The sequence below is a fragment of the Photobacterium sp. TY1-4 genome (genome assembly GCF_025398175.1).
In the GTDB taxonomy this organism is placed as follows: Bacteria; Pseudomonadota; Gammaproteobacteria; order Enterobacterales; family Vibrionaceae; genus Photobacterium.
Genome location: NZ_CP099735.1, coordinates 1,221,274 through 1,245,110, shown reverse-complemented (window position 1 = coordinate 1,245,110; position 23,837 = coordinate 1,221,274). Strand labels below are relative to the sequence as shown.

General features: G+C 57.7%; 16 protein-coding genes and 1 pseudogene. 9 read left to right on the top strand and 8 right to left on the bottom strand.

What is annotated here, in order from left to right; all coding sequences use genetic code 11:
• Positions 1-117 precede the first annotated feature (117 nt).
• Positions 118-993, top strand: coding sequence for a 6-carboxytetrahydropterin synthase (locus NH461_RS22440; protein ID WP_261603185.1), 876 nt, complete (start codon positions 118-120; stop codon positions 991-993).
• Between the two features lie 130 nt (positions 994-1,123).
• On the opposite strand, the gene NH461_RS22435 is transcribed toward NH461_RS22440, so the two are convergent.
• Complete coding sequence (locus NH461_RS22435; protein ID WP_261603184.1) at positions 1,124-1,624, bottom strand: DUF3016 domain-containing protein; 501 nt, start codon at positions 1,622-1,624, stop codon at positions 1,124-1,126.
• 233 nt (positions 1,625-1,857) lie between these two features.
• Here NH461_RS22435 and NH461_RS22430 point away from each other — a divergent pair, with 233 nt between their 5' ends.
• The gene (locus NH461_RS22430) at positions 1,858-4,002 is read left to right on the top strand and encodes an ATP-binding protein (RefSeq protein ID WP_261603183.1); all 2,145 of its coding nucleotides are present in this window, start codon (positions 1,858-1,860) and stop codon (positions 4,000-4,002) included.
• Here NH461_RS22430 and NH461_RS22425 read toward each other — a convergent pair.
• On the bottom strand, positions 3,925-5,067 hold the full coding sequence (locus NH461_RS22425; RefSeq protein WP_261603182.1) for an MFS transporter: 1,143 nt from the start codon (positions 5,065-5,067) through the stop codon (positions 3,925-3,927). The genes NH461_RS22430 and NH461_RS22425 overlap by 78 nt on opposite strands.
• 214 nt (positions 5,068-5,281) lie before the next feature.
• Here NH461_RS22425 and NH461_RS22420 point away from each other — a divergent pair, with 214 nt between their 5' ends.
• From NH461_RS22420 to NH461_RS22400, 5 genes are all read left to right on the top strand, one after another.
• Entirely contained in the window at positions 5,282-6,049 is a 768-nt protein-coding gene (locus NH461_RS22420) for an ATP-binding cassette domain-containing protein (protein ID WP_261603181.1), read from the top strand.
• A gap of 15 nt (positions 6,050-6,064) precedes the next feature.
• Positions 6,065-6,964 (top strand): ABC transporter substrate-binding protein, encoded by a 900-nt coding sequence (locus tag NH461_RS22415; protein WP_261603180.1) that lies wholly within the window; start codon positions 6,065-6,067, stop codon positions 6,962-6,964.
• Positions 6,965-7,038: 74 nt separating this feature from the next.
• Positions 7,039-8,961 carry a Fe(3+)-hydroxamate ABC transporter permease FhuB gene (fhuB, locus tag NH461_RS22410; protein ID WP_410000146.1) on the top strand — a complete coding sequence of 641 codons (1,923 nt, stop codon included), beginning with the start codon at positions 7,039-7,041 and terminating at the stop codon, positions 8,959-8,961.
• A gap of 240 nt (positions 8,962-9,201) precedes the next feature.
• A complete protein-coding gene (locus tag NH461_RS22405) occupies positions 9,202-9,963 on the top strand; it encodes a (2Fe-2S)-binding protein (RefSeq protein WP_261603178.1) in 762 nt (253 codons plus the stop codon).
• Between the two features lie 59 nt (positions 9,964-10,022).
• Positions 10,023-12,251: a TonB-dependent receptor gene (locus tag NH461_RS22400; protein ID WP_261603177.1), complete on the top strand. Its 2,229-nt coding sequence runs from the start codon at positions 10,023-10,025 to the stop codon at positions 12,249-12,251.
• Positions 12,252-12,359: 108 nt separating this feature from the next.
• Here the strand turns inward: NH461_RS22400 and NH461_RS22395 are convergent, their stop codons facing one another.
• Together NH461_RS22395 and NH461_RS22390 are read right to left on the bottom strand one after the other, a co-directional pair.
• A complete protein-coding gene (locus NH461_RS22395) occupies positions 12,360-13,229 on the bottom strand; it encodes a DMT family transporter (RefSeq protein ID WP_261603176.1) in 870 nt (289 codons plus the stop codon).
• A gap of 210 nt (positions 13,230-13,439) precedes the next feature.
• On the bottom strand, positions 13,440-14,153 hold the full coding sequence (locus NH461_RS22390; RefSeq protein ID WP_261603175.1) for an AraC family transcriptional regulator: 714 nt from the start codon (positions 14,151-14,153) through the stop codon (positions 13,440-13,442).
• A gap of 157 nt (positions 14,154-14,310) precedes the next feature.
• Between NH461_RS22390 and NH461_RS22385 the strand changes: the two genes are divergently transcribed.
• Positions 14,311-14,844, top strand: coding sequence for a GNAT family N-acetyltransferase (locus NH461_RS22385; RefSeq protein ID WP_261603174.1), 534 nt, complete (start codon positions 14,311-14,313; stop codon positions 14,842-14,844).
• Positions 14,845-14,957: 113 nt separating this feature from the next.
• On the opposite strand, the gene lhgO is transcribed toward NH461_RS22385, so the two are convergent.
• From lhgO to NH461_RS22365, 4 genes and pseudogenes are all read right to left on the bottom strand, one after another.
• Positions 14,958-16,229, bottom strand: coding sequence for an L-2-hydroxyglutarate oxidase (gene lhgO / locus NH461_RS22380; RefSeq protein ID WP_261603173.1), 1,272 nt, complete (start codon positions 16,227-16,229; stop codon positions 14,958-14,960).
• A gap of 21 nt (positions 16,230-16,250) precedes the next feature.
• The gene (locus tag NH461_RS22375; protein WP_261603172.1) at positions 16,251-18,413 is read right to left on the bottom strand and encodes a TRAP transporter permease; all 2,163 of its coding nucleotides are present in this window, start codon (positions 18,411-18,413) and stop codon (positions 16,251-16,253) included.
• A 60-nt stretch (positions 18,414-18,473) separates the two neighbouring features.
• Positions 18,474-19,487 (bottom strand): TAXI family TRAP transporter solute-binding subunit, encoded by a 1,014-nt coding sequence (locus NH461_RS22370; RefSeq protein WP_261603171.1) that lies wholly within the window; start codon positions 19,485-19,487, stop codon positions 18,474-18,476.
• A gap of 378 nt (positions 19,488-19,865) precedes the next feature.
• Positions 19,866-21,214, bottom strand: a pseudogene (locus tag NH461_RS22365) (sigma-54-dependent transcriptional regulator).
• Between the two features lie 855 nt (positions 21,215-22,069).
• On the opposite strand from NH461_RS22365, the gene NH461_RS22360 reads away from it, so the two are divergent.
• Positions 22,070-23,677, top strand: coding sequence for an ABC-F family ATP-binding cassette domain-containing protein (locus NH461_RS22360; protein WP_261603170.1), 1,608 nt, complete (start codon positions 22,070-22,072; stop codon positions 23,675-23,677).
• Positions 23,678-23,837: the final 160 nt, after the last annotated feature.

Genomic DNA, 23,837 nt, shown 5'->3' with positions numbered 1-23,837 from the left:
CCTGACGCAGCGGACGATCTTCGCAGGGATGGTTGTGTCCATAGGTTTACTACCAGCTTGAGCTGCGTATAATGCCGCTCTGGTTTTATGACAACGATTATCAATAAGGACTTCAGTTTGAAGCTATTTGTCAGAGATCTAACCGTGATTGACGCCTCATATCTGTGTGGTCAGCGGGGGATGGTCGGGGAGAGCTGGATTCTCGATGTGGTGATGTCGGGTGAGCTGAACGAGATGAGCATGGTGCTCGATTTCAGTCGGGTCAAAAAGCAAATCAAGCAACTGGTTGACATATATGTGGATCACCGCCTGATTGTGCCGACCCAGAATGCCCGGATCCATATTGCGGGCAGTCAGCCGGGGTATACCACGGTGGATCTGTTGCGTGACGAGAAGAGTATTCACCTGCATTGTCCGGATCAGGCGTATTGCTTCATTGAAGACGAGGCGGTGACGATTGAGTCGGTCACCCGCCACCTGTATCAGGTCCTGAAAGGGAACCTGCCGGAGAATGTTCAGGGGCTGGAGCTGAAGCTGCGCCATGAACAACTTGACGGCGCGTTTTACCATTACAGCCATGGTCTGAAAAAGCATGACGGCAACTGCCAGCGCATTGCCCATGGCCACCGTTCGCCGGTCGAGTTGTTGGTGGATGGCCACCGGGATACGGCACTGGAGCAGCAATGGGCCCAGCGCTGGCAGGATATTTACCTGGGCTCCCGGGAAGATCTGGCCGAGCTGAGTGAGCTGAATTTAAGCCAGCATGCGGCGGCAGCGACCCCGCAAACCCATTACGGTTTCCGTTACACTGCGCCTCAGGGTGAGTTTGAGCTGGCGATTGCCAAAGCGGAAACGGAGATCCTTGAAACCGATACCACGGTTGAGCTGCTGGCCCATTATATTGCCGAGCAGGTCAAGCCGCTGGTGGCTGACAAAACCCTGGAAGTTGTTGCTTACGAAGGGGTGGGTAAAGGGGCGATGGCGACGCGATAAGCCGCCAGCCGACACTTCAGAAAACCGCAGACCGTGAGCGACGGGGCTGCGGTTTTTTTTATGCCCCGGATACACACGCGGCGTTCTGGTATTCTGCCGCGAGAGATCTGGTCAGTCGCGAAAAGTCATTTCAGTCGCGGAACGTCTTTTGAATCCAGCGCTGGATCATCACTTTTTCATACACTAGCGGGGAGCGATGGCCCAGCCCGGTGACGCTGGACTGATAGTTGAGGTCCGTGAGCCAGACTTTGTCTGATTTGACGACGGTCTCCCCCTCCAGCAATTGATAGCTCAGGCTAATCGCCGGTGAAGAGATACTGGTCAGGATCCGCAGCGGCTGGCCGCTGGTATTGAGCCGGACATCACCGGCCAGGTCCAGGTCGACGACCGTGATTTCCAGGGTCTGCTCGGATGTCAGAAAGCGTTTGGCTGCATCCTGAAAATAAATCGAAAGCGTTTCAAAAACCTGTTGCTCAAAACGGCTCTGGCTCCCGGCTGTTGCCCGCACATCACGATACTTGTCGGGACTGGCCCAGGTGATCGAGACAGGCGGCATGTCAAAGGTTTCATCAGCCCAGGACGGCGTGGTGAGCCAGAGCAGGCAGGGGAGCAACCAGTGTCGTCGTTTCATGTGCGAGCGCCTCCGACTGTGGGGTATATGACTGCTGCCGGGATGTGCAGCGTCATGATGATTTCGGTTTTGTGTCATCGTTAAGTGTATCAAACCCCCGGTAAGCCGTTTCTCGACACACAGACAGTGACCTAGCTTGTTGTTATGCCGGGCGTTGCTCGACTTTACGCCCTCCGCCCAGCACACTGGGGGCATGGTATTGCGTGGATCAAGGAATGATGTTGTCCCGTCGAATGAAACGATTACTAGTGGTTGTCTCGGTTGTGTTACTGATGGCCGCCGGTGTTCAGGCAACCCGTGAGTTGTGCCGTCAATGGTTGCTGGAAGCAGCGCAGACGGCCGGGGAGGATCGGCTGCTCAGTTATGTCGGCGATATTCGCCGGGCATTGCAGCGCTATCACTATTTGCCTTATCTGGTGGCTGAGCACCAGGACAGCCGCCGCTTGCTGGCCGGTGAGCAGGAAGTCCGGGCGCAGGTTTCGCTGTATTTGGCTCAGCTCGATAAAGCCGCCAACACCAAAGGCTGGTATATCCTGACCGCGGCGGGGGATCTGGTCGCGTCCAGCCAGCAGCCGGCTCATTGGCGGGATGCCGACGGCCGGTTGATAGCCGACACGTTGCGCCAGCAGGGTGGGGATGTGGTGACCCTCAGCAAAATGGTGGACGGCCAGGCCCGGTATTTTCTCGCCGCCCCGGTAAACACGCCGTCGGGGATCATCGGTATTGCGGTGGTGAAAGTGGGGCTCGGCACGCTGACGGAGTCCTGGCTGGCAGAAAATGAGCTGGTGCTGATCAGCGATCCGGCCCATACCTTTTTCCTCTCCAGCAGCCAGAAATTCAGTGCCGCATGGCTTAATGACGCGGCCAAAAGCTGGTCCGACAATCCCATGCAGGCGATCCGGCTTTACAGCGGGGCCAATCTGGCAACCTGGCAACTTGGTAAGGCATCGTATCTGGTGCAAACGGTGGCGCTTGATGATCTGCACTGGAATATTTACTACCTCACCCCGTTGGCCGAACTGAATCAAACCGTGTTCTGGTTCGGGATCAGTGCGGCGATGATTTTTATTGCCCTGCTAGGGCTTGGACTGTTCGTGGCTGAGCGGCGGCAGAAACTGCGTTCCAGGCAGCAGTTGCAGCAATTGGTGGCTGAATCTGAAGCCCGGCTGCGCCGGATGTTCAGCAAAACCCACGTCGGACTGTTGCTGGTCAACAGCCGGGGCAAGATCAGTGAAATCAACCCGACGGCCATGCGTTATTTCAGCCTGTCGCCTTCAATGATCCGCCATCTGTTGGCCTGGCAGTTATTTGAAACCCATACCGGTAACTCGACGGTCATGCTGCTGTTGAAAAATCTCACCAAACCCCAGGAGTGGGGGGAGATCTCCGGGGTGGAGGCGATGGCCCAGCGCAGCGACGGCTCTCGCTTTCCGGTGCTGTTTTCGCTGAGTACGTTGCCCTGGTATGGCGAGACCCAGTCGCTGATCACCGTGATCGATATCAGCAAACGGAAGAAGGCCGAAACTGCCTTGCGGGCGGCCAATGCATCGTTGGAATTACGGGTACAGGAGCGGACCAAAGCGTTGCAGGCGGCGCAGGAAGAGCTGGTGCAGACCAGCAAAATGGCCGCTCTGGGCCGAATGTCGAGCGCCATTACCCACGAGCTGAACCAGCCGCTGACCGGGCTCAAAACCTTGCTCTCGAGCAACGCGCTGCTAATCGAGCGGGGGGAGACCCAGCGGCTGATGGCTAACACCCAACTGGTGAATATCTTGCTGGATCGAATGGCGAACATGACCAGCCAGTTGAAGACGTTTGCCTTCAACCGGCCGGAACAGTTACGGCCAACGTCGTTGCCCGAAGCGTTGCAGCAAGTGCTGCGCATTCATCAGCAGCGGCTGGACAGGGTGCAGGTTCGGATCCGGATCCCGGCTCAGCTGCCGGCAGTGCTGGGGGAGCCGCAACGTTTGATGCAGGTGCTGGGCAACCTGATCAGCAACGCATTGGATGCGATGGCCGAAACGGCGGCACCGAGCCTGGTGGTCTCGGCGGCCGAACAAGGGGCTCAGCTCGTGATCCAGGTGACCGATAACGGCACCGGGATCAGCGAGGACAAGCTGGGCAGTATGTTTGAGCCATTCCAGACCAGCAAAAAAATGGGTGAAGGTCTGGGGCTGGGGCTGTCGATCACCGCCAACAGTATGCGGGATATGCAAGGCAGTATCAGCGCGGCAAACAACGCGGATGCGCGTGGTGTGCGCCAACCCGGGATGACGTTTACGCTGGTCCTGCAACAGGCCTTAGCGGCTGGCTCGAATGGCGATCCCGAGGATCAGGCCGGCAAAGCCGAGGCAGAGCCCGATCGGCAACTGAACTGAATAGCTGCTGGTTGCTGCCAGCAATGCGGCCAGCCCGTAGCCTACGGTATGGGACATCGCCAGATACCCGGCGACTAGGCCATGCCCGCCGGATTGGACCTGGGTGGCCCGGGTCGTGTAGGCCGGTACCAGCATGGCGGCGCCTGCCGACAGGATGGCCATGGCCGGGATCAGGGCCATCCAGGACGGAAACAGACACAGGGCAAAGCCTAGGGTCAGCGCGACCGCACCGCCGCGATAAAGGGTGTGGCTGTGCAGGTGTTGTTTCTTGAGCGCGGTGAGCTGTACCAGCAGGGTCACCGCGGCACTGAGGGTCAGTAACAGCCCGATCGCGCGGGTAATTTCCGGGGTCGACCATGTCGTGAGCGCCGCCAGGAGCGGCGAGAGTGTGTATTGCAGCAAGGAAATTGTGCAGCCCAGCGCAGCGCCGGTCAGCAGGAAAGGCAGTAACGCACGGCCGGGCCGACTGTTGGCTGTGTCGGCCGGTGACGGGGCGCTCGGAAGCGCCGGTGCCTTCAAGGGCAGTGCCAGGACCAGCGCGATCGCCGGGAACACCGTCATCAGGGCGAACGGCGCCAGCGGATGCCAGGTAATGGCAAGCATCGCCAGCAACGGACCGGCCAGGCGACCGGTGCTCAGCCCGGCGCTGATGGTGGTGACGGCCTGTAGCCGGTGGACTTCGCCGCAACTGGCGATGGCCCAGTGCTGAGCGGCCGGGACCATTCCGGCCACGGTACAGCCGTAGATAACCCGTGCCAGCGCCAGACCGGCAATGATCCCAGCCTCCGGCCAGCGGTTCTGCCCGGCCAGAATCACTCCGACCAGTAACCCGCCGAAACTCACCAGTAACCCGCACAATGCCGTGAGCACCACCGGCTTGGGGCCGATCCGATCGCTCATCCGTCCCCAGAACGGCGCGGCAGGCAAAAATAAGACACTGCCGAGGGCAATCAACACCGACCAGGTGCTCAGGCTGAGCCCGGACTGTTCGACCAGCACCGGGAGAGAAACCAGCAAACTGCTTTGGCCGATCCCCATCAGGGCAGCAATGGCGGCAATGAACAAAGGTCGGGCTCCACGGGGGAGGTCCGTGGCGGGAGTATCGGTTGTAGGAGCATTCGCCATGGTGGAGAGATCTCAGCTTGATCAGTCAGTGAATGACAGCGGTAATGATATTTTTTACAATGAAAATACAAATAATTGCTATTTATATCAAGGTTGTTAGGCCGTAAGGGAAAAACCGGCTCCTTGAAGCAGACACGGAGAACACAAATCCAAGATGTTTACCTTAGTCGATGCCGCATTCCAGGCCGGTGAGCGAACCATTCTTCATCCGACATCCTTGTCGTTTGCCGAGGGGCAGGTGACCACCCTGCTGGGCCATAACGGCAGTGGGAAATCCACATTAATCAAATTGCTCAGCCGCCAGCAGGCACCCAGTCAGGGCCAGGTGTTGTTGCAATCGCAGCCGGTTGGGGCACTGAATGCCCGTGAGTTTGCCCTGAAAGTGGCCTATCTGCCGCAGCATCCGCCCCTGACGGACGGCGTAACGGTACGCGAATTAGTGCGCTTTGGTCGCTATCCCTGGAAAGGGGCGCTGGGGCGCTACTCTGCGGAAGACGAGCAACTGGTCGATGACGCCATTGAGCGAGTGGGGCTGGTGAAATTTGCCAACCGGTTTGTCAGTACCCTGTCCGGCGGGGAGCGCCAGCGCGCCTGGGTGGCGATGCTGCTGGCCCAACGCAGTCAGTGTATTTTATTGGATGAGCCGACCTCGGCGCTGGATGTCGCGCACCAGTATGAGTTGCTGTCGCTGATCCGCGAACTGAACCAGAGCCTCGGGCTGACGGTGATTATGGTGCTGCATGATATCAACATGGCAGCGCGGTTCAGCGACCATCTCATCGCGATGCACTCGGGCGCGGTGCTGGCTTCCGGCGCGCCGGGGGATTTGATGAAAGAGACGGTCCTGGAATCGGTTTACGGGGTGCCGCTCGGACTGTTTACCCATCCGGAAACCGGTCAGCCCATCAGTTATGTACGCTAAGAAAGGAAACGACAAATGCGTGTGATTTTTGCAATTTTATTGATGTTCAGCGCCGGGGTTGCGGCGAAAACCTACCAGCACGAGCTGGGAACCGCGGAGTTTTCAACGCCGCCGAAAAAGGTGGTGTCCCTGGATTGGGTGTTGACCGAAACCCTGCTGACGCTGGACGTCGCTCCGCAAGGCATTGCCGACGTTGCGGGGTACCGGGAATGGGTCAGCGTGCCAGTGTTGCCGCAGAACGTGGTTGATATCGGCTCGCGTCGTGAGCCGAACCTGGAGCTGCTGGCCCAGATCAAGCCGGATGTGATCCTGATGAGTCAACACCTGGCCCCGGCGTACGAGAAGCTGTCGGCCATCGCGCCGACGCTGGTGTACTCGGTCTATTCCGAGAAAAAAGCGCCGTACCAGGAGGCGGAAGCCATGACCCGTCAGCTGGGTGCCCTGTTTGATCGCGAGGCGCAAGCGGAGCAAGTGATTGCTGCCACACGTGAAAAACTGGCGCAAAACGGCCAGCGTCTGAAGGCGGCCGGCAAAGCCAGCCATCCGCTGCTGTTGGTGCGGTTTATCGGCGATAAACATTTGCGGATTCACGGTGAAGGCTCCCTGGCGGTGAACACGCTCACCCGCATGGGGCTTGAAAGTGGCTGGCATCAGGACACCAACCTGTGGGGCTTTTCGTCTGCAGGGATGGAGAAACTAGCGCCGTTGCAGCAAGCCAGCGTGGTGTATTTCGGCCCGGTTGATGCCAAAGTGCAGCAAGCCGTGTTCAAAACGCCGTTGTGGCGTGCACTGGCCTTCAGCCGGGAGCAGCGGGTCTATGAGTTGCCGGCGATTTGGTCGTTTGGCGGCCTGAAGGCTGCGGAGCGTCTCAGTGATCAGGTGACCCAGCTGTTGCTGACCGGATCGCAGGGCTGATGATGCAGGGAATCGAAACGGCGCCGGGCAAGATTGCTCCGGCGCGACAACAACGCTGGATCGGCGGCGGGCTGATGCTGGTACTGGGGGTATTGCTCTATCGCGCCCAGCCTTATCCGCTCAGTGCCGATCAATGGTTGAATGCGCTTTTTAGTCCCGATGAAACGGACTATCGCCAGATCATCGTTCATTTCACGTTCCTGCCGCGGCTGGTGATGGCACTGCTGTGTGGTGCCGGGCTGGCGGTGGCCGGGTGTCTGATGCAGTACGTGCTGCGTAATCCCCTGGCATCGCCGACCACGCTTGGGGTTGCGGCGGGTGCCGAGCTGGGCCTGGCTGCCAGCCTGTTGTTTGTTCCGGCATCACTGGGGATCGGCCATTACTGGTTTGCCTTTCTCGGTGGCGTCGCGGCGACTTTGCTGGTCTTTCTGCTGACGGCCAAGCGCGGATTTGCTCCTTTGCAGATGGTGCTGGCCGGGATGGTGGTCAGCCTGTTTTTCGGCTCGCTCAATATGATGTTGCTGCTGATCCATGAGCAGCAGTTAACCAGCGTGTTTATCTGGGGCGCCGGGGCGCTGAATCAGAACGACTGGCAAGGTGTGATGTCGCTGCTGCCCCTGTTGCTGATCCCGGCCGGGATCCTGGTGCTGCTGTTGCGCCCGCTGTCGGTGCTGCAATTGGGGGAGGAAGTCGCCTCCTCAGTAGGCGTGAAAGTTGCGCATCTGCGGGTGGTCAGTCTTGGACTGGGGATCTTTATCACCTCTGGGATTGTCAGCCAGGTGGGGATCATCGGTTTTGTCGGGTTGGTTGCCCCGGCGTTGGCGAAGTTGTTGGGGGCGCGGCACTTGTGGAGTCGGCTGCTGTTCAGCAGCGGCGTGGGCGCGATGTTGCTGTTGATCGCTGATCTGGTGATCCAGCCGCTTTCCGGGGTCGGCGGTGAGCTGTTGCCGACCGGTGCGGTGACGGCCCTGATTGGCGCGCCGTTTCTGCTGTGGCTGCTGCACCGTCAGGCGTTTGTCTCCAGCCTGAAAGCAGAAGAAGAGCCGACCCGCCATTATCACCCGCGATCGTTCCGGATGATGCTGATGGTATTGGGTGGGGTGACTATAGGTGTACTGCTGCTGGCGACGTTTGCAGGGAACAGTCCGGCCGGATGGCAATGGGGCGTGTCTGAGACCCTGCTGGATTTGCGTTTGCCCCGGGTTCTGGTGGCGCTGCTGGCCGGTATGGGGCTGGCCCTGGCGGGGACGGTGATCCAGCGGGTGACCGGGAATGCGATGGCCAGCCCGGAAGTGATGGGCATTAGCGCCGGGGCGGCCCTCGCGTTGGTGCTGGGGGCGATGGCCGGCTGGACGGTCCAGCGGGTTGAGCAGATGGCGCTGGGCACCGCAGGCGCCCTGATTGTCATGGGCCTGATCTGGCTTAGTGGTCGGCGTCACCGGTTCGCTCCGACACAGATGTTGCTGACCGGGATCGGGATCAGTGCCGCACTCGATGCGATGATCCGCATTGCGATGTCTTCCGGGCAGGAGAACCTCAAAGCGCTGTTGACCTGGCTGTCCGGCTCGACGTATCTGGTAGCCGATCAGGATGTGGCCCTGATGCTTGCCGGCGTGGTGCTGATTGGCGGCGCACTCTTGTTGCTTCAGCGCTGGCTGGATGTGATCAGCCTGGGTGAAGTGATTGCCGGCTCGATTGGCCTCAGCTGTCAGCGGGTCCGTCAGGCCCTGATGTTATTGGCGGCGATGCTGACGGCGCTGGCGACGATAGTCGTCGGCCCGCTGAGTTTTGTCGGTCTGCTGGCCCCACATATGGCGCGGTCGCTGGGGCAGTATTCTGCCCGGCAACAGTTGGTGGTGGCCTGCCTGCTGGGGGGCAATATCATGATGCTGGCCGATTGGGTCGGGCGCAATCTGTGGTTCCCTTGGCAGTTTCCGGCGGGGTTACTGGCTTCGGTGATCGGCGGCGGCTATTTCCTCTACCTGCTGCGAAAGTAAATGATAATTCAATTAATTGTTATCAAAAGCCGACATCTTGTCGGCTTTTTTGTTGATGAAACGGATGATTGAGCGAGGATGGGTTCAATGATCTTGATGTTAATAGGGTTATAAATCATTTGCATTAACAAATAAGACTGATTAGCATTTGCGACCAGGTTAGAATGTAAAGCTGTTGAGTATCAAGCAGCTATCAACGAAAGCCGAGAGTATCAGCGTAAGCAGGGGGCAGAAAACGGCATGCAGGTCAGTTTTGAAAACGTGTTTCCTATGCTCGCGGAGGCCGACAGTACCCATGACAAGATGGCGTTGCTTAATCCGGCCTGGACTTGGCAAGCACTCAGCAGCCCGAATTGCCTGACCCTGGAAGCGTTGCTGGAAGGTTCCTGGATTGCCGAACAGATCGAAGCATTTCAGGTTCGTGAGCAGGCCCCGACACAAAAAGTGGCTGCCACGCTGGTACAGAAACGGCTGATGGCCGCAGTTCTCTCTCCGCTGGTGGCCTATTTCCGAGTAACAAACCGTTCACCATTGCAGCGCAAAGAGCGTCTGGTTTTCGACACCCAGCAGTGGCAATTGGGATGGCGTCATGCCACGAGTAACGGGGATGTTCGCGATTTTCTGCCCTGGCTGGATGATTTGACCCAAAAGTTTTTCGCGCTGTTTCGCCGTCGGTTCGGTGTTGCGCCGCAGGTGTTCTGGGGCAATTGCGCGCTGGCCATTGCCTCGCCCTGGAGTCAGCTGGTTCGCTTTCCGGAAGTGGACGGGCGGGCGGTACACCAGGATGTCAGCCATTTCTTCCGCAGCCTCTCGCCGTCGTTGCAATCGGGACTGGAATGGCTGCCGCTGGAAGTGGCAGAACGCCATGTCTGTGTTCCCCGGCGCCAGAGTTGCTGTTTGAAATACACCCTGCCCGGTATGGGCGAAAAGCTGTGCGGGACCTGTCATCGCCGCACCGCCGAAGCACAAATTCAATTGGTCGTTGCGAATTTGACGGCCTGATTTACGCAGGTTTCCTGCGGGCTCTTCAACTCATGTAATTCTAAAAAGAAGTGATCAAAATGAAATCAAAGCAATCAAGGACGTTCGTGGTCAAACCGCTTCTTGCCGCCATGGCACTGGCCGGTTCGGCTTATTCCCTTCAGGCCGTTGCAGAGGAAGCGGTCGATGAAACCATGGTGGTAGTGGCCAGCCATGCACCGAAAAGCATCGGGGATATTCCGGGAACGGTCTGGTACGTCGATAGCGAGCAGATTGAACAGGAATACCGCGGCGGTAAAAACCTGGGTGAAATCCTGGCCGCGGCGGTGCCTTCACTGGATGTCAGCAGCCAGGGCCGCACCAACTATGGCCAGAACTTGCGTGGCCGCGCGATGCTGGTGATGATTGACGGCGTTTCGCTGAACTCTTCGCGCTCAATCAGCCGCCAGCTGGACTCGATCGACCCGTTCAATATTGCGCGCATCGAAGTCCTATCCGGAGCTACGTCGATTTACGGCGCTGGTGCGACCGGTGGGGTGATCAACATTGTGACCAAGCAGGCGGACAGCGATGAACTGCAGTTTGAAAGCTATGTCAGCACCACCTCGGGCCTGAACAGCAGCGATGATTTTGATTACAAACTGGCACAGTCGATCAGCGGCGGCAATGAGCGGGTGAAAGGCCGTGCGTCGGTGGTTTACGGGGAAACCCGCGGTTACTACGATGCCAATGGCGATATCGTGGTACCGGATATTACGCAGGGCTCTCTGCAATACAATGAAATGGTGGATGTGATGGGGAGCCTGACCATCACGCCGTCAGAAACCCGCACTCTGAGCCTGCTAGCTCAATATTACAATAGCCAGCAAGATAGCCCGTACGGCATTTACTTTGGCGAAGATCTGGCCGGAGCGCCGAAAAATATTACCGGGAATAAGCCGGACACCAGCCTGATTGATGTGCGCAAAGGCTTCGAGTCGGATCGCCAGGGCGGGACGGAGCGGGTGATGCTGAACGCCAGCTATCACGACGCTGAATTCCTGTCGCACGAGCTGATCATGCAGGCTTCTTACCGTAGCGAAGAGCTGTCGTTTATTCCGTTTATCTACGGGAAATACCTGGCAGCGTCTGAGCAGACCACGGATGTGCTGAGCTTACGTGCCGCGCTGATCAAATCCTTCGATCGCCTGACCCTGACTTACGGGATCGACAGCTACATCGACAAGCTGGAGAGTAACCAGGCTATTTTTGATCCGCAAACCAGCTATGCAAGCGGTGGTCTGGTGAATCGCACCATGGCAACCATTGGTCGTTACCCGGGCACCGAAGTGTCGTCTGTCGCCGGCTTTATTCAGGCAGGTTTTGATATCACGGACGACTGGACCGTTGAAGGTGGCTATCGCTATCAGTACATGGATAACAAGGTTGATGACTTTGTCAGCGCCGATATCCAGCAACAAATTGCGCTGGGCCAGGGCAGCTCAGCTGACGCGGTACCGGGTGGCGAAACCGACTACAACATTGGTCTGTTCAATGTCGGCACCATCTATCGCTTCACCCCGCAAAGTCAGGTGTGGGCGAACTTCTCCCAGGGCTTTGACCTGTCTGATCCGGCGAAATACTACGGTGTCGGGACTTACGGCGCGGCGGATGCCAACGGCCATTACCCGCTGACCGCGAGCGTGAACGTCAACGATTCCAAGATGAAAGGGATCAAGACCAACAGCTACGAGATCGGCTACCGGATGCAGGAGGATGCGCTGAGCCTGCAAGCGGCGCTGTACTACTCTCAGTCAGACAAAGTGGTGAAGTTTGACAAGAAGACCCTGAACGTGAACGTTCTGGATGACAAAAAACGCATTTACGGTGCGGAAGCGATGGCGTCTTACTGGCTGACCGATCAACTCCAGGCCGGGGTGAATGGTCACTACGTCAAGTCTGAGCAGCAGAACAGCGACGGTGAGTGGAAGAAGCTGTCGATCCGTTACGCCAGTTCGTCAAAAGCCGGTGCCTGGTTGGGTTGGTATGAAGACGACTACGCGGTGAAACTACAGAACCAGACCTTGTTTGATCTGACCGATGATGCAAAAGGCAAGGTTGACGGCTACAGCGTGTTTGATCTGGTGGGGACGGTCGCGCTGCCGGTGGGTAGCCTGGGCTTTGGGATCCAGAACCTGCTGGATGAAGACTACAGTACTGTATGGGGACAACGTGCACGGGGCTGGTACACTTACTACGCACCAGCGGAAGTCTTTGATTATAAAGGCCGTGGCCGCACTTATACTCTGAACTACCAGGTTCAGTTCTAAGCGACGATACGCTTGGCGTTCCGCAAATCATCCCCGGTCAACTGGCCGGGGATTTTTTATGGCTGGACGATGGGAAAGGGGAGCCGGATGAGCCACGATCACTGCGTCTTAAGCGCTCTCAGGTTGGGACAGACGCCGGACACGCTTGGGCCAGTTGTTCACCAGTGCGCCGGTCAGAATCAAACCCAGCGCAATGACAATATTAATCGACCAGCTATGAAGCCCGGCCAGTGCTAGTAGTACTGAAGAGATCAGCGGGGCACTGAAGCTGAGTGAGGCCAGCAGGGACTTGTTCCCCCGTTTCAGCCCGAGATCCCATAAGTAAAACGCCCCGCCGACCGGTCCCAGACCCAGCAACAGTGCGCCGAGCCATTCTGTGCCGCTCAATTCCCAGTGACCGTTTTCCAGCCCCAGATGCGCCAGCAAAGACAGGATCGCCACAGCCGCCGACAGCCAGCCAATGTCCTCAACTGAGTTATCTGAGCGCGAGAGATACCAGGAATAGCCGGACCAGATCAGCGCGCAGCACAGAGCCAGCAGATAGCCCGTCCAGTGGGCCTGATCCAGCGCCAGGCTGCCGTCGCCGAGGAAAATCAACGCAATCCCGACAAACCCGAGACATCCGCCGACCATAGCTCTGCCCGCCGTTTGGCGGTTGGCGACGAACAAGGCCAACAGCAACGGCCAGATATAGACCATCAGGCTGACGTCAATGGCGGGTGCCTGCCGTAACGCCAGGAAGTAGCAAAAGTGAAAGCCAAACAAACCGATGATGCCAAAGAGCCACTGGGGCCGGGTTAAACGAGGCCGGGCAAATACCGGCTCTCGACGACAAAGGCGTTTGCCGAACATCAGCAGCGCTGAAATGAAAAAACAGATTGAGAGCAGCTGAAAAGGCGGGATCCCCGTGGTCAGGGTGCCGAGCAGGGCAAGCATGCCCCACAACAGCACGGCCAGAATACCGAATATGGTTGCCATCTGATTGTTCCTTTAAGTGTTCAAGATGACAAAATCTTAGGGCCTTTCGGGTTATCTTGTTGTGCTGAAAAGCCGCTTTTGTTGGCCGGAAAGCTGATTGTGTTACTGGGGGCCTGGTTAAGAAGAGCTGGCTAAGCAGGGCTGGTTGAGAAGAGCGGGTCGAGAAGAGCCAGTTAAGAAGGCCCGTTGAAGAAGCGCAGCTACAAAAGGTCAGGTCGAGAATGCCGAGGGCGGCTGGCCGTAATAGCGGTGAAAGCGACGGCTGAACGCAGATAGATCCCGGTAGCCGACTTGCTCGGCCACCAACCGGACCGGCAGGTCGGTGTGGGTGAGCAAGGCTTTGGCTTTTTCCATCCGCAGTCGGGTGATGTATTGCTGCGCCGTCTGGCCGGTGCTGGCTTTGAAGACTTTCTTAAACTGGGTCAGGCTCAGGCAGGCAAGAGCGGCCAGCGTGCAGAGGGAATGTTCGGCGCTGAGATCGCGCGTGATGGCTTCGATCACCGGCTCCAGCCGCGGGTCGCGTTTATACGGGCAGGTTTGCTCGGCCAGTAACAGGCAGAACAAGTCAAAGGTGGCTTGTTCTAAGACCGGGTTGACCTGATGCGCCAGCTGCACCCCGATATACTGGCAATACGCCAGCAGCGGCGGGCTGACCGTAAACTTGGCTGACGGGGTATTGCGCAGATTTTCCGGCAACCGGGCTAAATCGGCAACCAGGAACCGGGCCTGCTCCCGGGCACGAAAATCATGCTGCTCACCGGCCTGAATCGTGACGCCGTCTCCCGGACTGACTTTGCCGTGATAGGCCCCGACTTTGATTTCAATCGTGCCATGCAGTGGCAGTACCAGTTGGTGGTACTCATGGTAGTGGCTGCGCGTCTGGTGGGTATAGGCTCGGATGGACAGGCGATTCAGATGCGACACGGGGGCTCCTGTAAAGGTGGCGGATGATCCTGACCTCGGAAGTGGTGCGGCCGGAGAAATATGATTGCCGATATGTCTTTGGTTGCACTGGATTTCAGTGCCCTTGCCGTGTTAAGACTATCATTTATCGCTTGTGATGTCTGAATCAAGGAAAGATATGCTCGAATTGAATACGCCGCAGTTACATCTGCGCCAAATCCAACCCACGGACTGGCCTTTGTTTGCTGAGCTGCAGCAAGAACCGACGGTGATGAAATATGTCGGGGATCCGCTGCCGTTTGCTGAGCTGGAAATGAAATTTACCAGCCGCCTGCCGCCCTGGCAGCCCGGCGCTGCACACTGGTTGTGCTTGGTGGTGATCGAAAAGGACACGCAGCGGCCGGTCGGGATCACCGGCTTTTTACCGGATGAAACCGCTGCCGGGCAAGCGGAAGTCGGATTTATGCTGTTGCCGGACCATCAGGGCAAAGGGTATGGCACGGCGTCACTCTCGGCGGTGGTCGGTTATGCCCGGCAGATCGGAATGACGGCGCTGACGGCCACGGTGACCGAAGGCAATGATGCTTCGTGCCGGGTGCTGGAGAAATGCGGTTTTGCGTTCGTGGAGCGGATCCCGGATGCCTATGAGATTGGTGGTCGCCGCTATGCCGATTTGATTTATCGCTGTCCGCTCAATCGATACGCGGCCTGAGTGCAGGCCCTCGGCATCAGAGCGTGACGAAAGCAAACGGGACGTTCAGGCGGACGATATGCCCGCCTGAACGGTTGAACGCCTGAGCGCTTGATTATGGGAGCTGAGGGCGATCAGACCGGTTCAGCCGCCGATTCAGACGCCGGCTCCGCTGCCGCTTCCTTTGGGATATCACCCACCTTGGCTTCGACCTTGCCGCAAATGTATTCGCCGATCGGGATCGCCGAGGTCGCCGCCGGTGACGGCGCGTTGCACACGTGCAGGCTGCGCGGACTTTCTGCAAACAAAAAGTCATGCACCAAAGTACCGTCTTTCAGCACCGCCTGGGCGCGGATCCCGGTCGGATACGGCTGCAAGTCCCCGAGTTGGATCTGCGGGCAGTATTTATTGACCAGCTTGAGATACCCCGGTTTCCACCATGAATTCTTGGTTTCAATCAGGCCGGTTTTCAGGTGTTTGGCCGTGACTTTCCAGAAGCCGCTGAAACGCAGCATCTCGCTGATATCTTTCAGGCTGAAGTTCAACCGGCCGTAACCTTCCCGCTTCCAGCCCTGCACCGCGTTTGGTCCGACGGTCACACTGCCGTCGATCATCCGGGTCAGGTGGACGCCGAGAAACGGCAGGTCCGGATCCGGGATCGGATAGATCAGGTGATTAACGATCTGATTGAATTTCGGCGCCAGACGATAGTATTCGCCGCGATAGGGAATGATCTGAAAATCGGTGTCAAGGTTCAGCATTTTGGTCAGGCGATCGGCCATCAGGCCGGAGCAACTGATCAGAAAGCGGCTGTGCAGCGTCAGGGGTTGCCCGTCGCTTTTACACGAAACAGTGATCTGGCGGTCGTCTTCCGCCAGCCCCACGACTTCCGTGCGCCGGGCAATTTCACCGCCAAGCGCGAGAAATTCCTCGGCCATTTTCTCGGTGATCTGGCGATAGTTGACGATGCTGGTCGAAGGCACCCAAATGGCGCCCAGCCCGGTGATGTTGGGCTCTTTTTCTGCCAATCCGGCCTGATCCAATAATTCGACGGCAATGCCGTTTTGCTGGCAACGCTCAAACAGAGCATGCATGCGCTCGACTTCCTGCGCATTGGTTGCTACCAGGAGTTTGCCGCAGTTTTCCACCGGAATTTGGTGTTTGTGGCAAAAGTCGAGGGTTTTCTCGACCCCGGCTTTACAGAAGTTGGCCTTCAGGCTGCCCGGCGCGTAATACACCCCGGCGTGGATCACGCCGCTGTTGTGACCGGTCTGGTGACGGGACAGGCCGTCTTCTTTTTCCACCATCAGGATGGATTTATCCGGATGGCGCTGGCGTAGCTGCCAGGCCGTTGAGATGCCGACGATTCCGCCGCCGACAATGATGTAGTCATAAATTTTAGTCACAGATCAATGCTCCCTGCCAGTCTAGCTTGATGACGTTGAAGACGATGTGGTTGATGACGTTGGCGAAGACGGGGCAGCGGTTATTGCCTCCTGCCGTGCCTGACGTCCCGTGAACACGAACAGCGCGATAAAGGCAGCGGTCGCGGCCAAGCGGATCACCAGCGGAATTTCCGGCCAGACCAGCGCCAGGCCGATGGCGATCAGGGCGATGCGCAACAGCCAGTTTAGCGTGCCTTCCAGGTAGCCTTCTATAGCCGCGATCAAGGCGTAGGTGCCGAAGACGGCAAAAATGCCGACGCTTAATACCGAGACCCAGTCCCAGCTGACCAGCGAGGTATAAGCGATCAGCAGCGGCACCAGATACAGGCCCTTGGCAATTTTCCACGCGGTCAGGCCGGTGCGCATTGCCGGGGTCCGGGCAATGGTTGCTGCAGCGAATGCGGTCAGGCAGACCGGCGGTGTCACGTTACTGTCCTGTGAGAGCCAGAAGATGATCAGGTGGGCGGCCAGCAGCGCCAGCGCGACTTTTTCCATTCCCAGCCCTTGCTCCAGCAGAGTCCCCATAAAATCGGCCGGTACCATGGCGAGCAGTGCCTGGGCTTGCGCCGCGGGCATTGGTTGCGTCAGCGCTGCCAGCTGATCCGGTGCGGCCAGCATGAAGATAGCGCGAGCCTGCTCCGGCAACTGACCGTTGACCATCATCTCAATCAGCTGACTCTCTGCCATCAGTTGATACAATGCCGGGGCAGACAGCGTGCCGAGGACAATATAGGCTGCGGTCACCGGCAGGCCCATGCCCAGGATCAGCGAGGCCAGGGCGATCAGTAACAGCATCACCAGCAGGCTGCCGCCGGCCCAGTCGTTGATCATCAGGGAGAAGGTGTTGCCGATCCCGGTGGTGCTGATCACATTGATCACCAGTCCGATACCGATCAGCAGCACGGCTGTGGTGGCCATATTCCGGGCGCCCTGAGCCATGGCTTCAATGATCGCGGTCAGCCCCATTTTGTTTGGCGAGAGCCAGGACGCGACAATCACGGAGATGATGGAAATCCCGGCGGCATAAGTCGGGGTAAAGCCACTCACCAACAGGTAGACCAATACCGCCAGCGGGATCAGGTTATGCCAGCCCGAGAGCAGCACTTTGAGCAGCGGCTCGGTTGAGGTCGTGACTTGGTGAACGCCGCTGCGCTTGGCTTCAATGCGCACGAAGAAGGCGACGGAAAGGAAGTAAATCAGCGCCGGAACGACAGAAACCGCAACGATGCTGACATACGGCACCTGGGTGTAGGAGGCCATGATAAAGGCGCCTGCGCCCATCACCGGAGGCATTAACTGACCGCCGGTGGAGGCTGCGGCTTCGACCCCGGCAGCAAAGCGGGCCGGGAATCCGGCTTTGCGCATCAACGGAATGGTGATCACCCCGGTTGAAACCGTATTGGCGACACTGGAGCCGGAGACTGAGCCCATCAGGCCGGAGCCGATCACCGCAATAAAGCCAGGACCGCCGATGATTTTTCCGGCCGCGGCACGGGAGACATCAATGATGTAATCCCCGACGCCCGAGCGTACCAGAAAGGCCCCGAACAGGATGAACATGAAGACAAAGCTCCAGCTGATCCGCGAGATTGAGCCGAACATGCCTTCCGAGCTGAAGAAGCTGCGATAGAGCAAGGTTTCCATGCTCAGGCCCGGAAAGTGGAAAATCCCGGAGACCCACTGGCCCCACAACACCACGTAACTCAGACACAGGATAATCAGGACCGGAATAAACCAGCCGATGGTGCGGCGGATCAGCTCCAGGACTATGGCGATGGATAGCAGAGAGAAGAACCAGTCGCTGGCGACAAACTTCACGCCGCGTGCATAGAGGGCATCTTCCGCCAGCGGAATATAAATCAGGCAGGCCAACGCTGCCAGAGCGATGAGGAGATCACCGCCCAGGGCCAGCTTGCTTTGTTTCAGGCTGCGATGGGCGGGGTACCAGAGGGCGCAGATAATCGCAAAACCGGCGAAGTGGGTGGCCGAGACCCAGAGCTCGGGCAGGGTGGCCAGGGTGTTGAACCAGATATGCAGGGCGGAAAGGAATACCCCGATGACCGTGATTGTCGTGGTCAGCCAGGGAAAATCAGTTCGGGTCGGCAGTTCAAACTGCTGGAGTTCTTGTTCTGTGGTCGTGCTCATGGTCGGCTCCTCAACCCCGACGGCGAGAGCCGTCGCCGCCGGGGAACACTGGGTCGGCAATTACTGGGCAATCAACTCAGATGGGACATTGATCCCCATTTCCTGATAGAAGCGCGCTGCGCCCGGGTGTAGCGGCACCGGAAGGCCGTTGATGGCTTGTTCAATCGCCATGGCTCTGGTGGCTTTGTGGATACCGTTGAGGAACGCCAGGTTCTCGTAAATCGCCTTGGTCAGCAGATAGACATCATCGTCTGAAATGTCTTTGCGCACCGCCAGGAAGTTCGGTTGGGTGATGGTGTTGACCGCTTCGGTTTGACCCGGATAGGTATTGGCCGGAATGGTGTAGCGGGACCACAGGTTGTACTGGCTGTTGGCTTGCTTGAGCTGCGCGTCGGTGAAAGACAGCAGCTTGATTTTTTCGCCCATGGCCGCAAACGCGCGGGTCACCGCACTGACCGGTACGCCTGCCGGGGTGTTCATGCCGTCAATCGCACCGTTTTGCAGTGCATCGGCGCTGGCACCATAGCCGAGGTAGGCCAGGTTAAAGCTATCCGGGTTGATGTTCAGGCCGGAAAGGATCTGACGTCCCGACCCTTCGGTGCCGGAATTCTTCTTCCCGATGGAAAATTTCTTGCCGTCCAGTTGGTTGAGGTCCGCAATGGTGCCGGTTTTGGCCAGATCGGCTCGGACGGTAAAGTGCTCGACGTTTTGCCACAGCATGGTGACGGAGCGGAGATCTTTCTGCGGTCCGCTGTTTTTGAAGCCGCCCTCGCCATTCCAGGCCCAGGCGCCGTACAGACCTTGCAGAATCGCAAACTGGGCTTCGTTTTCATTGAGCAGTTTCACGTTCTCGCCCGATCCGGCGGAGCTGATGGCAGCCAGTGAAAAATGGTGCTGTGGCTCGAGCTTGATCTTACTGAGGGTTGCAATGGCGACCCCGACCGGATAATAGGTACCGCCGGTGGACGCGGTCGCCATGATATAGCTGCGGTTCTCGGCGGCCTGAGTTGCGGCGCTCGCAAGGCCCAGGGTGGTCGCGATCACCAGGGATTTCAATAAGGTCTTTTTCAACATACACATACGCTCCATGTAAGCGGCCGGATTGGATAAATGGTCTCGTAAAAGTACCGACCTGGGATTATCAATTCTGTAACAGGTGCTGAGCTTCAATAGCAAAACAGGAATAGCAAAACAGGTGCCAAAATTTAAGTGACTGATAAATATGAATTAAATTAATTTTTCGTCGCGGATGAGCAAAAAATTGCTCATTTGACGTCGAACCGATAAGCAAAAAACAGCCGATGCTTGCATGGAATCATGGTGGATTGTTACAGAGTTGTTGGTGTTTTCGGCGCGAAAGTGTGAGGGTGCTTGCAAATTGGGTCACGGGCCATCGGCGATTTTTTGCCGACGGCCCGGTGCAGAGAAACCGCGGGCGTGCGGTTCGGGGGCTCAGGTGTAATCGCTGCGGTTGAGGCCGTATTTCTGCATTTTCTGATTCAAGGTCCGGCGTGGCAGATCCAGTTCATCCATGGCATCGATAATACTGCCCTGATGGCGTTGCAGGCACTCGTGGATCACTTTGCGTTCGAAGTTCTGCACCTGGATGGCCAGTGGCAGGGTTGCTTTGGAAGGCTCAGTGGTCAGGTTCGGCCGGGATGCCAGGATCTCTCCGACGGTCAAGCTGGCATCCAGGGCAAACCGGGTGGCGATATTTTTCAGCTCACGGACGTTGCCCGGCCAGGCGTAGCGCATCAGCGCAAGCTGGTCACTCGGGCTCGGCAAGCGGGTGTCCGGATTCATCTGGTGAATGTAGTGATCAAACAGCAGCAGGATATCCTCGCCGCGCTCGGCCAGCGGCGGCAGATACAGCTGAGCCACATTGAGACGATAGAACAGATCCTGGCGAAATTCCGGATGATGATGGAGATCTTCCTTGGCGGCGGCGATCACCCGCAGATCGATGTGGATCGGTGTATTGCCGCCGACCCGCTCAACGGTATTTTCCTGTAAGGCTCGCAACACTTTGACCTGCATATTCAGCGGCATACTCTCGACTTCATCGAGAAACAGGGTGCCCTGATCGGCATATTCGAGCTTGCCGATCCGCCGTTTGACCGCCCCGGTAAATGCCCCGGCTTCGTGGCGAACAATTCGCTCTCGAACAGGTTTTCCGGGATCGCTGCACAATTAAGCGGGACAAACTCGTGGCGGTTTCGCGGACTGACCTGATGGAGGCAATGGGCAACCAGCTCTTTGCCGCAGCCGGTTTCGCCGTAAATAATCACATTGGTATCGATAGCGGCGATTTTCAGCAGTTGCTGGCGCAGATGAACCATGGCATCGCTGCGGCCGATGAGGATTTTCTCCAGTCCTTGTGCCTGTGCCAGATACTGGTCGCGATCCTGCTGTTCAAGCTGGCGCTGACGGGTTTCGCAGGCACGGGCGACGGTGTCGAGTAACCGGGCCGGATCGAACGGCTTTTCGACAAAATCAAAGGCGCCGTCACGCAGCGCCCTGACCGCCATATCCACATCGCCGTGACCGGTGATCAGGATCACCGGGATCCCCGAATGGCGCGCCAGAAGTTTGGGCAGCAAGGCCATCCCGTCAATATCCGGCAGCCGGACATCACTGATGATGATCCCCGGAAATCCGGGGGGAAGCTGATTGAGGGCCGAATTGCCATCGGCAAATTCCAGCACCTGGTATCCGTCGAGCTGTAACCACTGGCTGGTGGCCTGGCGCACAATCTCATCATCTTCAATGAGGGCAAGCGGTATGTTATCCGGTAAAGGCATGTGGGGTACTTCCGTGTCTGGTACTTCTGTGTCGTGAAAAGGCCGTCTAAACCTCGTCACTTTCCGTCGCTTTTCAACTTGTTGAGAAAAACATTAAAAAAACTCGGTGCGCTTGGGAAGGGAAAGACGCTGATTCTGTGGCCTCATCACACCGGAATTCCGGTTCGATGGCTGGACGCCGCCTCAATTGTGGGCTCAAAGTTGTGAACTGAGCCGAATATTGAGCAAGTTCGGGTCAGTCGATTTGCAGTGAGGGGAAAAGCCTGGCTACAATAGCGCCATCATTTCCCCAGGAGTTTACGCCACGATGAACAACTAACATCTGACATTCTTTTTTAAGTTTGGATTTTCAGGGTTAGTGGGCGTAACTTCGTCTTGGCCGCGATTGCGGCATGCATGTTTTCCCAGTCATTTGTTCGCAACTCAGTGTTCACTGCAGCAAGGTGTTCGCAACCAAGTGTTCGCAGCAAAGTGTTTGCAGCAAGGTGTTCGCAACCAAGTGTTCGCAGCAAAATGTTTGCAGCAAGGTGTTCGCAACCAAGTATTCGCAGCAAAGTGTTCGCAAATAAAATTGTTCGCGACCAAAGCTCGTGGCTGCTGATGATTGGTGCTCAGGTTGAGAAACCGATGCGCAAGCGTGTTGGCTGCCTGATGGTTGTGCTGCGACCTGTGGTCTGTGCGAACTATGGTTTGTGTGATCTCTGCTCTGCGTCATCAATGGCGTGCGCGACTACCCCTGATCTGTTTTTTGGTGCTCTGGCGTATGACTCAGAACCTGCCGGTTTCGGTGACAGGTTTTTCGAGTTTGATTGAATTGTCCCTTGAGCACCCGCAAAAGATTTTCAGGAGGTGCAGATGGCGATGTCTGCTTCAATCATGACCGCCCATGCGTTGGCGGTTTATCATCACAACGGCGAAGCGCTGTTTTCCGGCGTGAGTTTTTCACTTGAACACCAGATCACCGGTCTGGTCGGCAAAAACGGCGCCGGTAAATCGGTGCTGGCCGGCATTTTATCGCAACAGATCCAACCGGATGCCGGTACTGTCCGCAGTTCAGCCAACATCGGTTGTCTGGCGCAGCTCACTAACATAACGCAGCGCCGCGAGATGGGAAGCGTTGCGGCTTTTCTGGGGTTAGAGACCAAGCTGCAGGCCTTGGCGCGGATCGAGCACGGCAGTTGCGCGCCCGAAGATTTTGAACTGGTCGGTGATGATTGGGAGATCCGCGAAGTCCTTCGCGCTAGGCTGAGCGCCATCGGGCTGCCGCCGGATCCGTTTCAGCCTTGTCAGGCGCTCAGTGGCGGCGAACTGATCCGCTTGCAGCTCTGGCAGTTGTTTGAAGGCGACTACGACTTTCTGATCCTGGATGAGCCGAGCAACCATTTGGATCAGGCGGGGCGATGCTGGTTGATCCAGCAGTTGCACCAGTATTGCGGCGGGGTGTTGCTGATCAGCCACGACCGCCAACTGCTGCGGGAAGTGGATCGTATTCTGGAACTGACGGCTGAAGGGATGTGCCAGTACGGCGGCAATTACACGGATTATGTCGAGGAGAAAGCGCGGCAGCAGGGCGCAGCTAGCCGGGCGCTGGCCAGTGCGGAAAACCAGGTAACGCAGTTGCGTCGCCAACACCAGCGCAGTCAGGAAAAAGCCCAGCAACGGGCGGTGACGGGCAAGAAGGAGCGGCGCTCCGGTAGTCAGCCCAAGATGTTGCTCGATGGTAAACGAGAAGGCGCACAGCTGTCCGCCTCGGCGCGCAAGGTTCAGTTCTCCCGGCAATTGGCAGCGGCCGAGCAACGCGTCAGCGAGCACAAGGCCCGATATGTTCAGGACAAACCACTGCAACTGAAGGTCAATGCGGCTGAAAAGCGGCTCTCGGCGGTGCTGGATGTGACGCAACTGACACTCCGCTACGGACAGCATGCGCCTATCAGTTTCAGGTTAACTTTTGGCGATCGGGTACATCTGACCGGCCCGAACGGCTGCGGCAAGTCGACCTTGCTCAAAACCTTGCTCGGTGAGTTGCAACCCACGGCGGGGGAGGCCCATTGCCGGGCCAGCCTGTGTTACCTGGATCAGCATTTTAGTTTGCTGGATGAAGCCCAGACGGTGCTGGCCAACTTGCAGCGGCTGTGTCCGGATTATACGGAGACTGAGCTGCGCACCATGGCCGCCGGGGTCGGGTTTCGTCGGCAGCGGGCGGAATTACCGGTCGGGCGGCTCAGCGGCGGCGAGCGCATGAAAGTGGCACTGTTGGTGATTAGTCATCAGCCGGGCGAGACTTTGTTGTTGCTTGATGAGCCGGATAATCACCTGGACCTGGTGGCGAAGCAGATGCTGGCCCGGGCGCTGCACGACCACCAAGGCCCGATGATTCTGGTGAGCCATGATCCTGACTTTGTGGCAGACGTGGGGGTTCAGGATTGCCTGGCACTTGAGCCGCTTGAAAAAGTATCACCCTGACCAGCCTGGGTTCAGGTATGGCCGATTAGGATAAACCTGAACTTCAGAGTTCTCGCTAATTGTGTTTTGAGTTACAAGTTTTTGGCCCGGCCGGCATTGGACCGGGCTTTTTTCTATCCGCAGTTTCGCCCGCCTTTACATTCGCTTGCCGAAAAGCGCC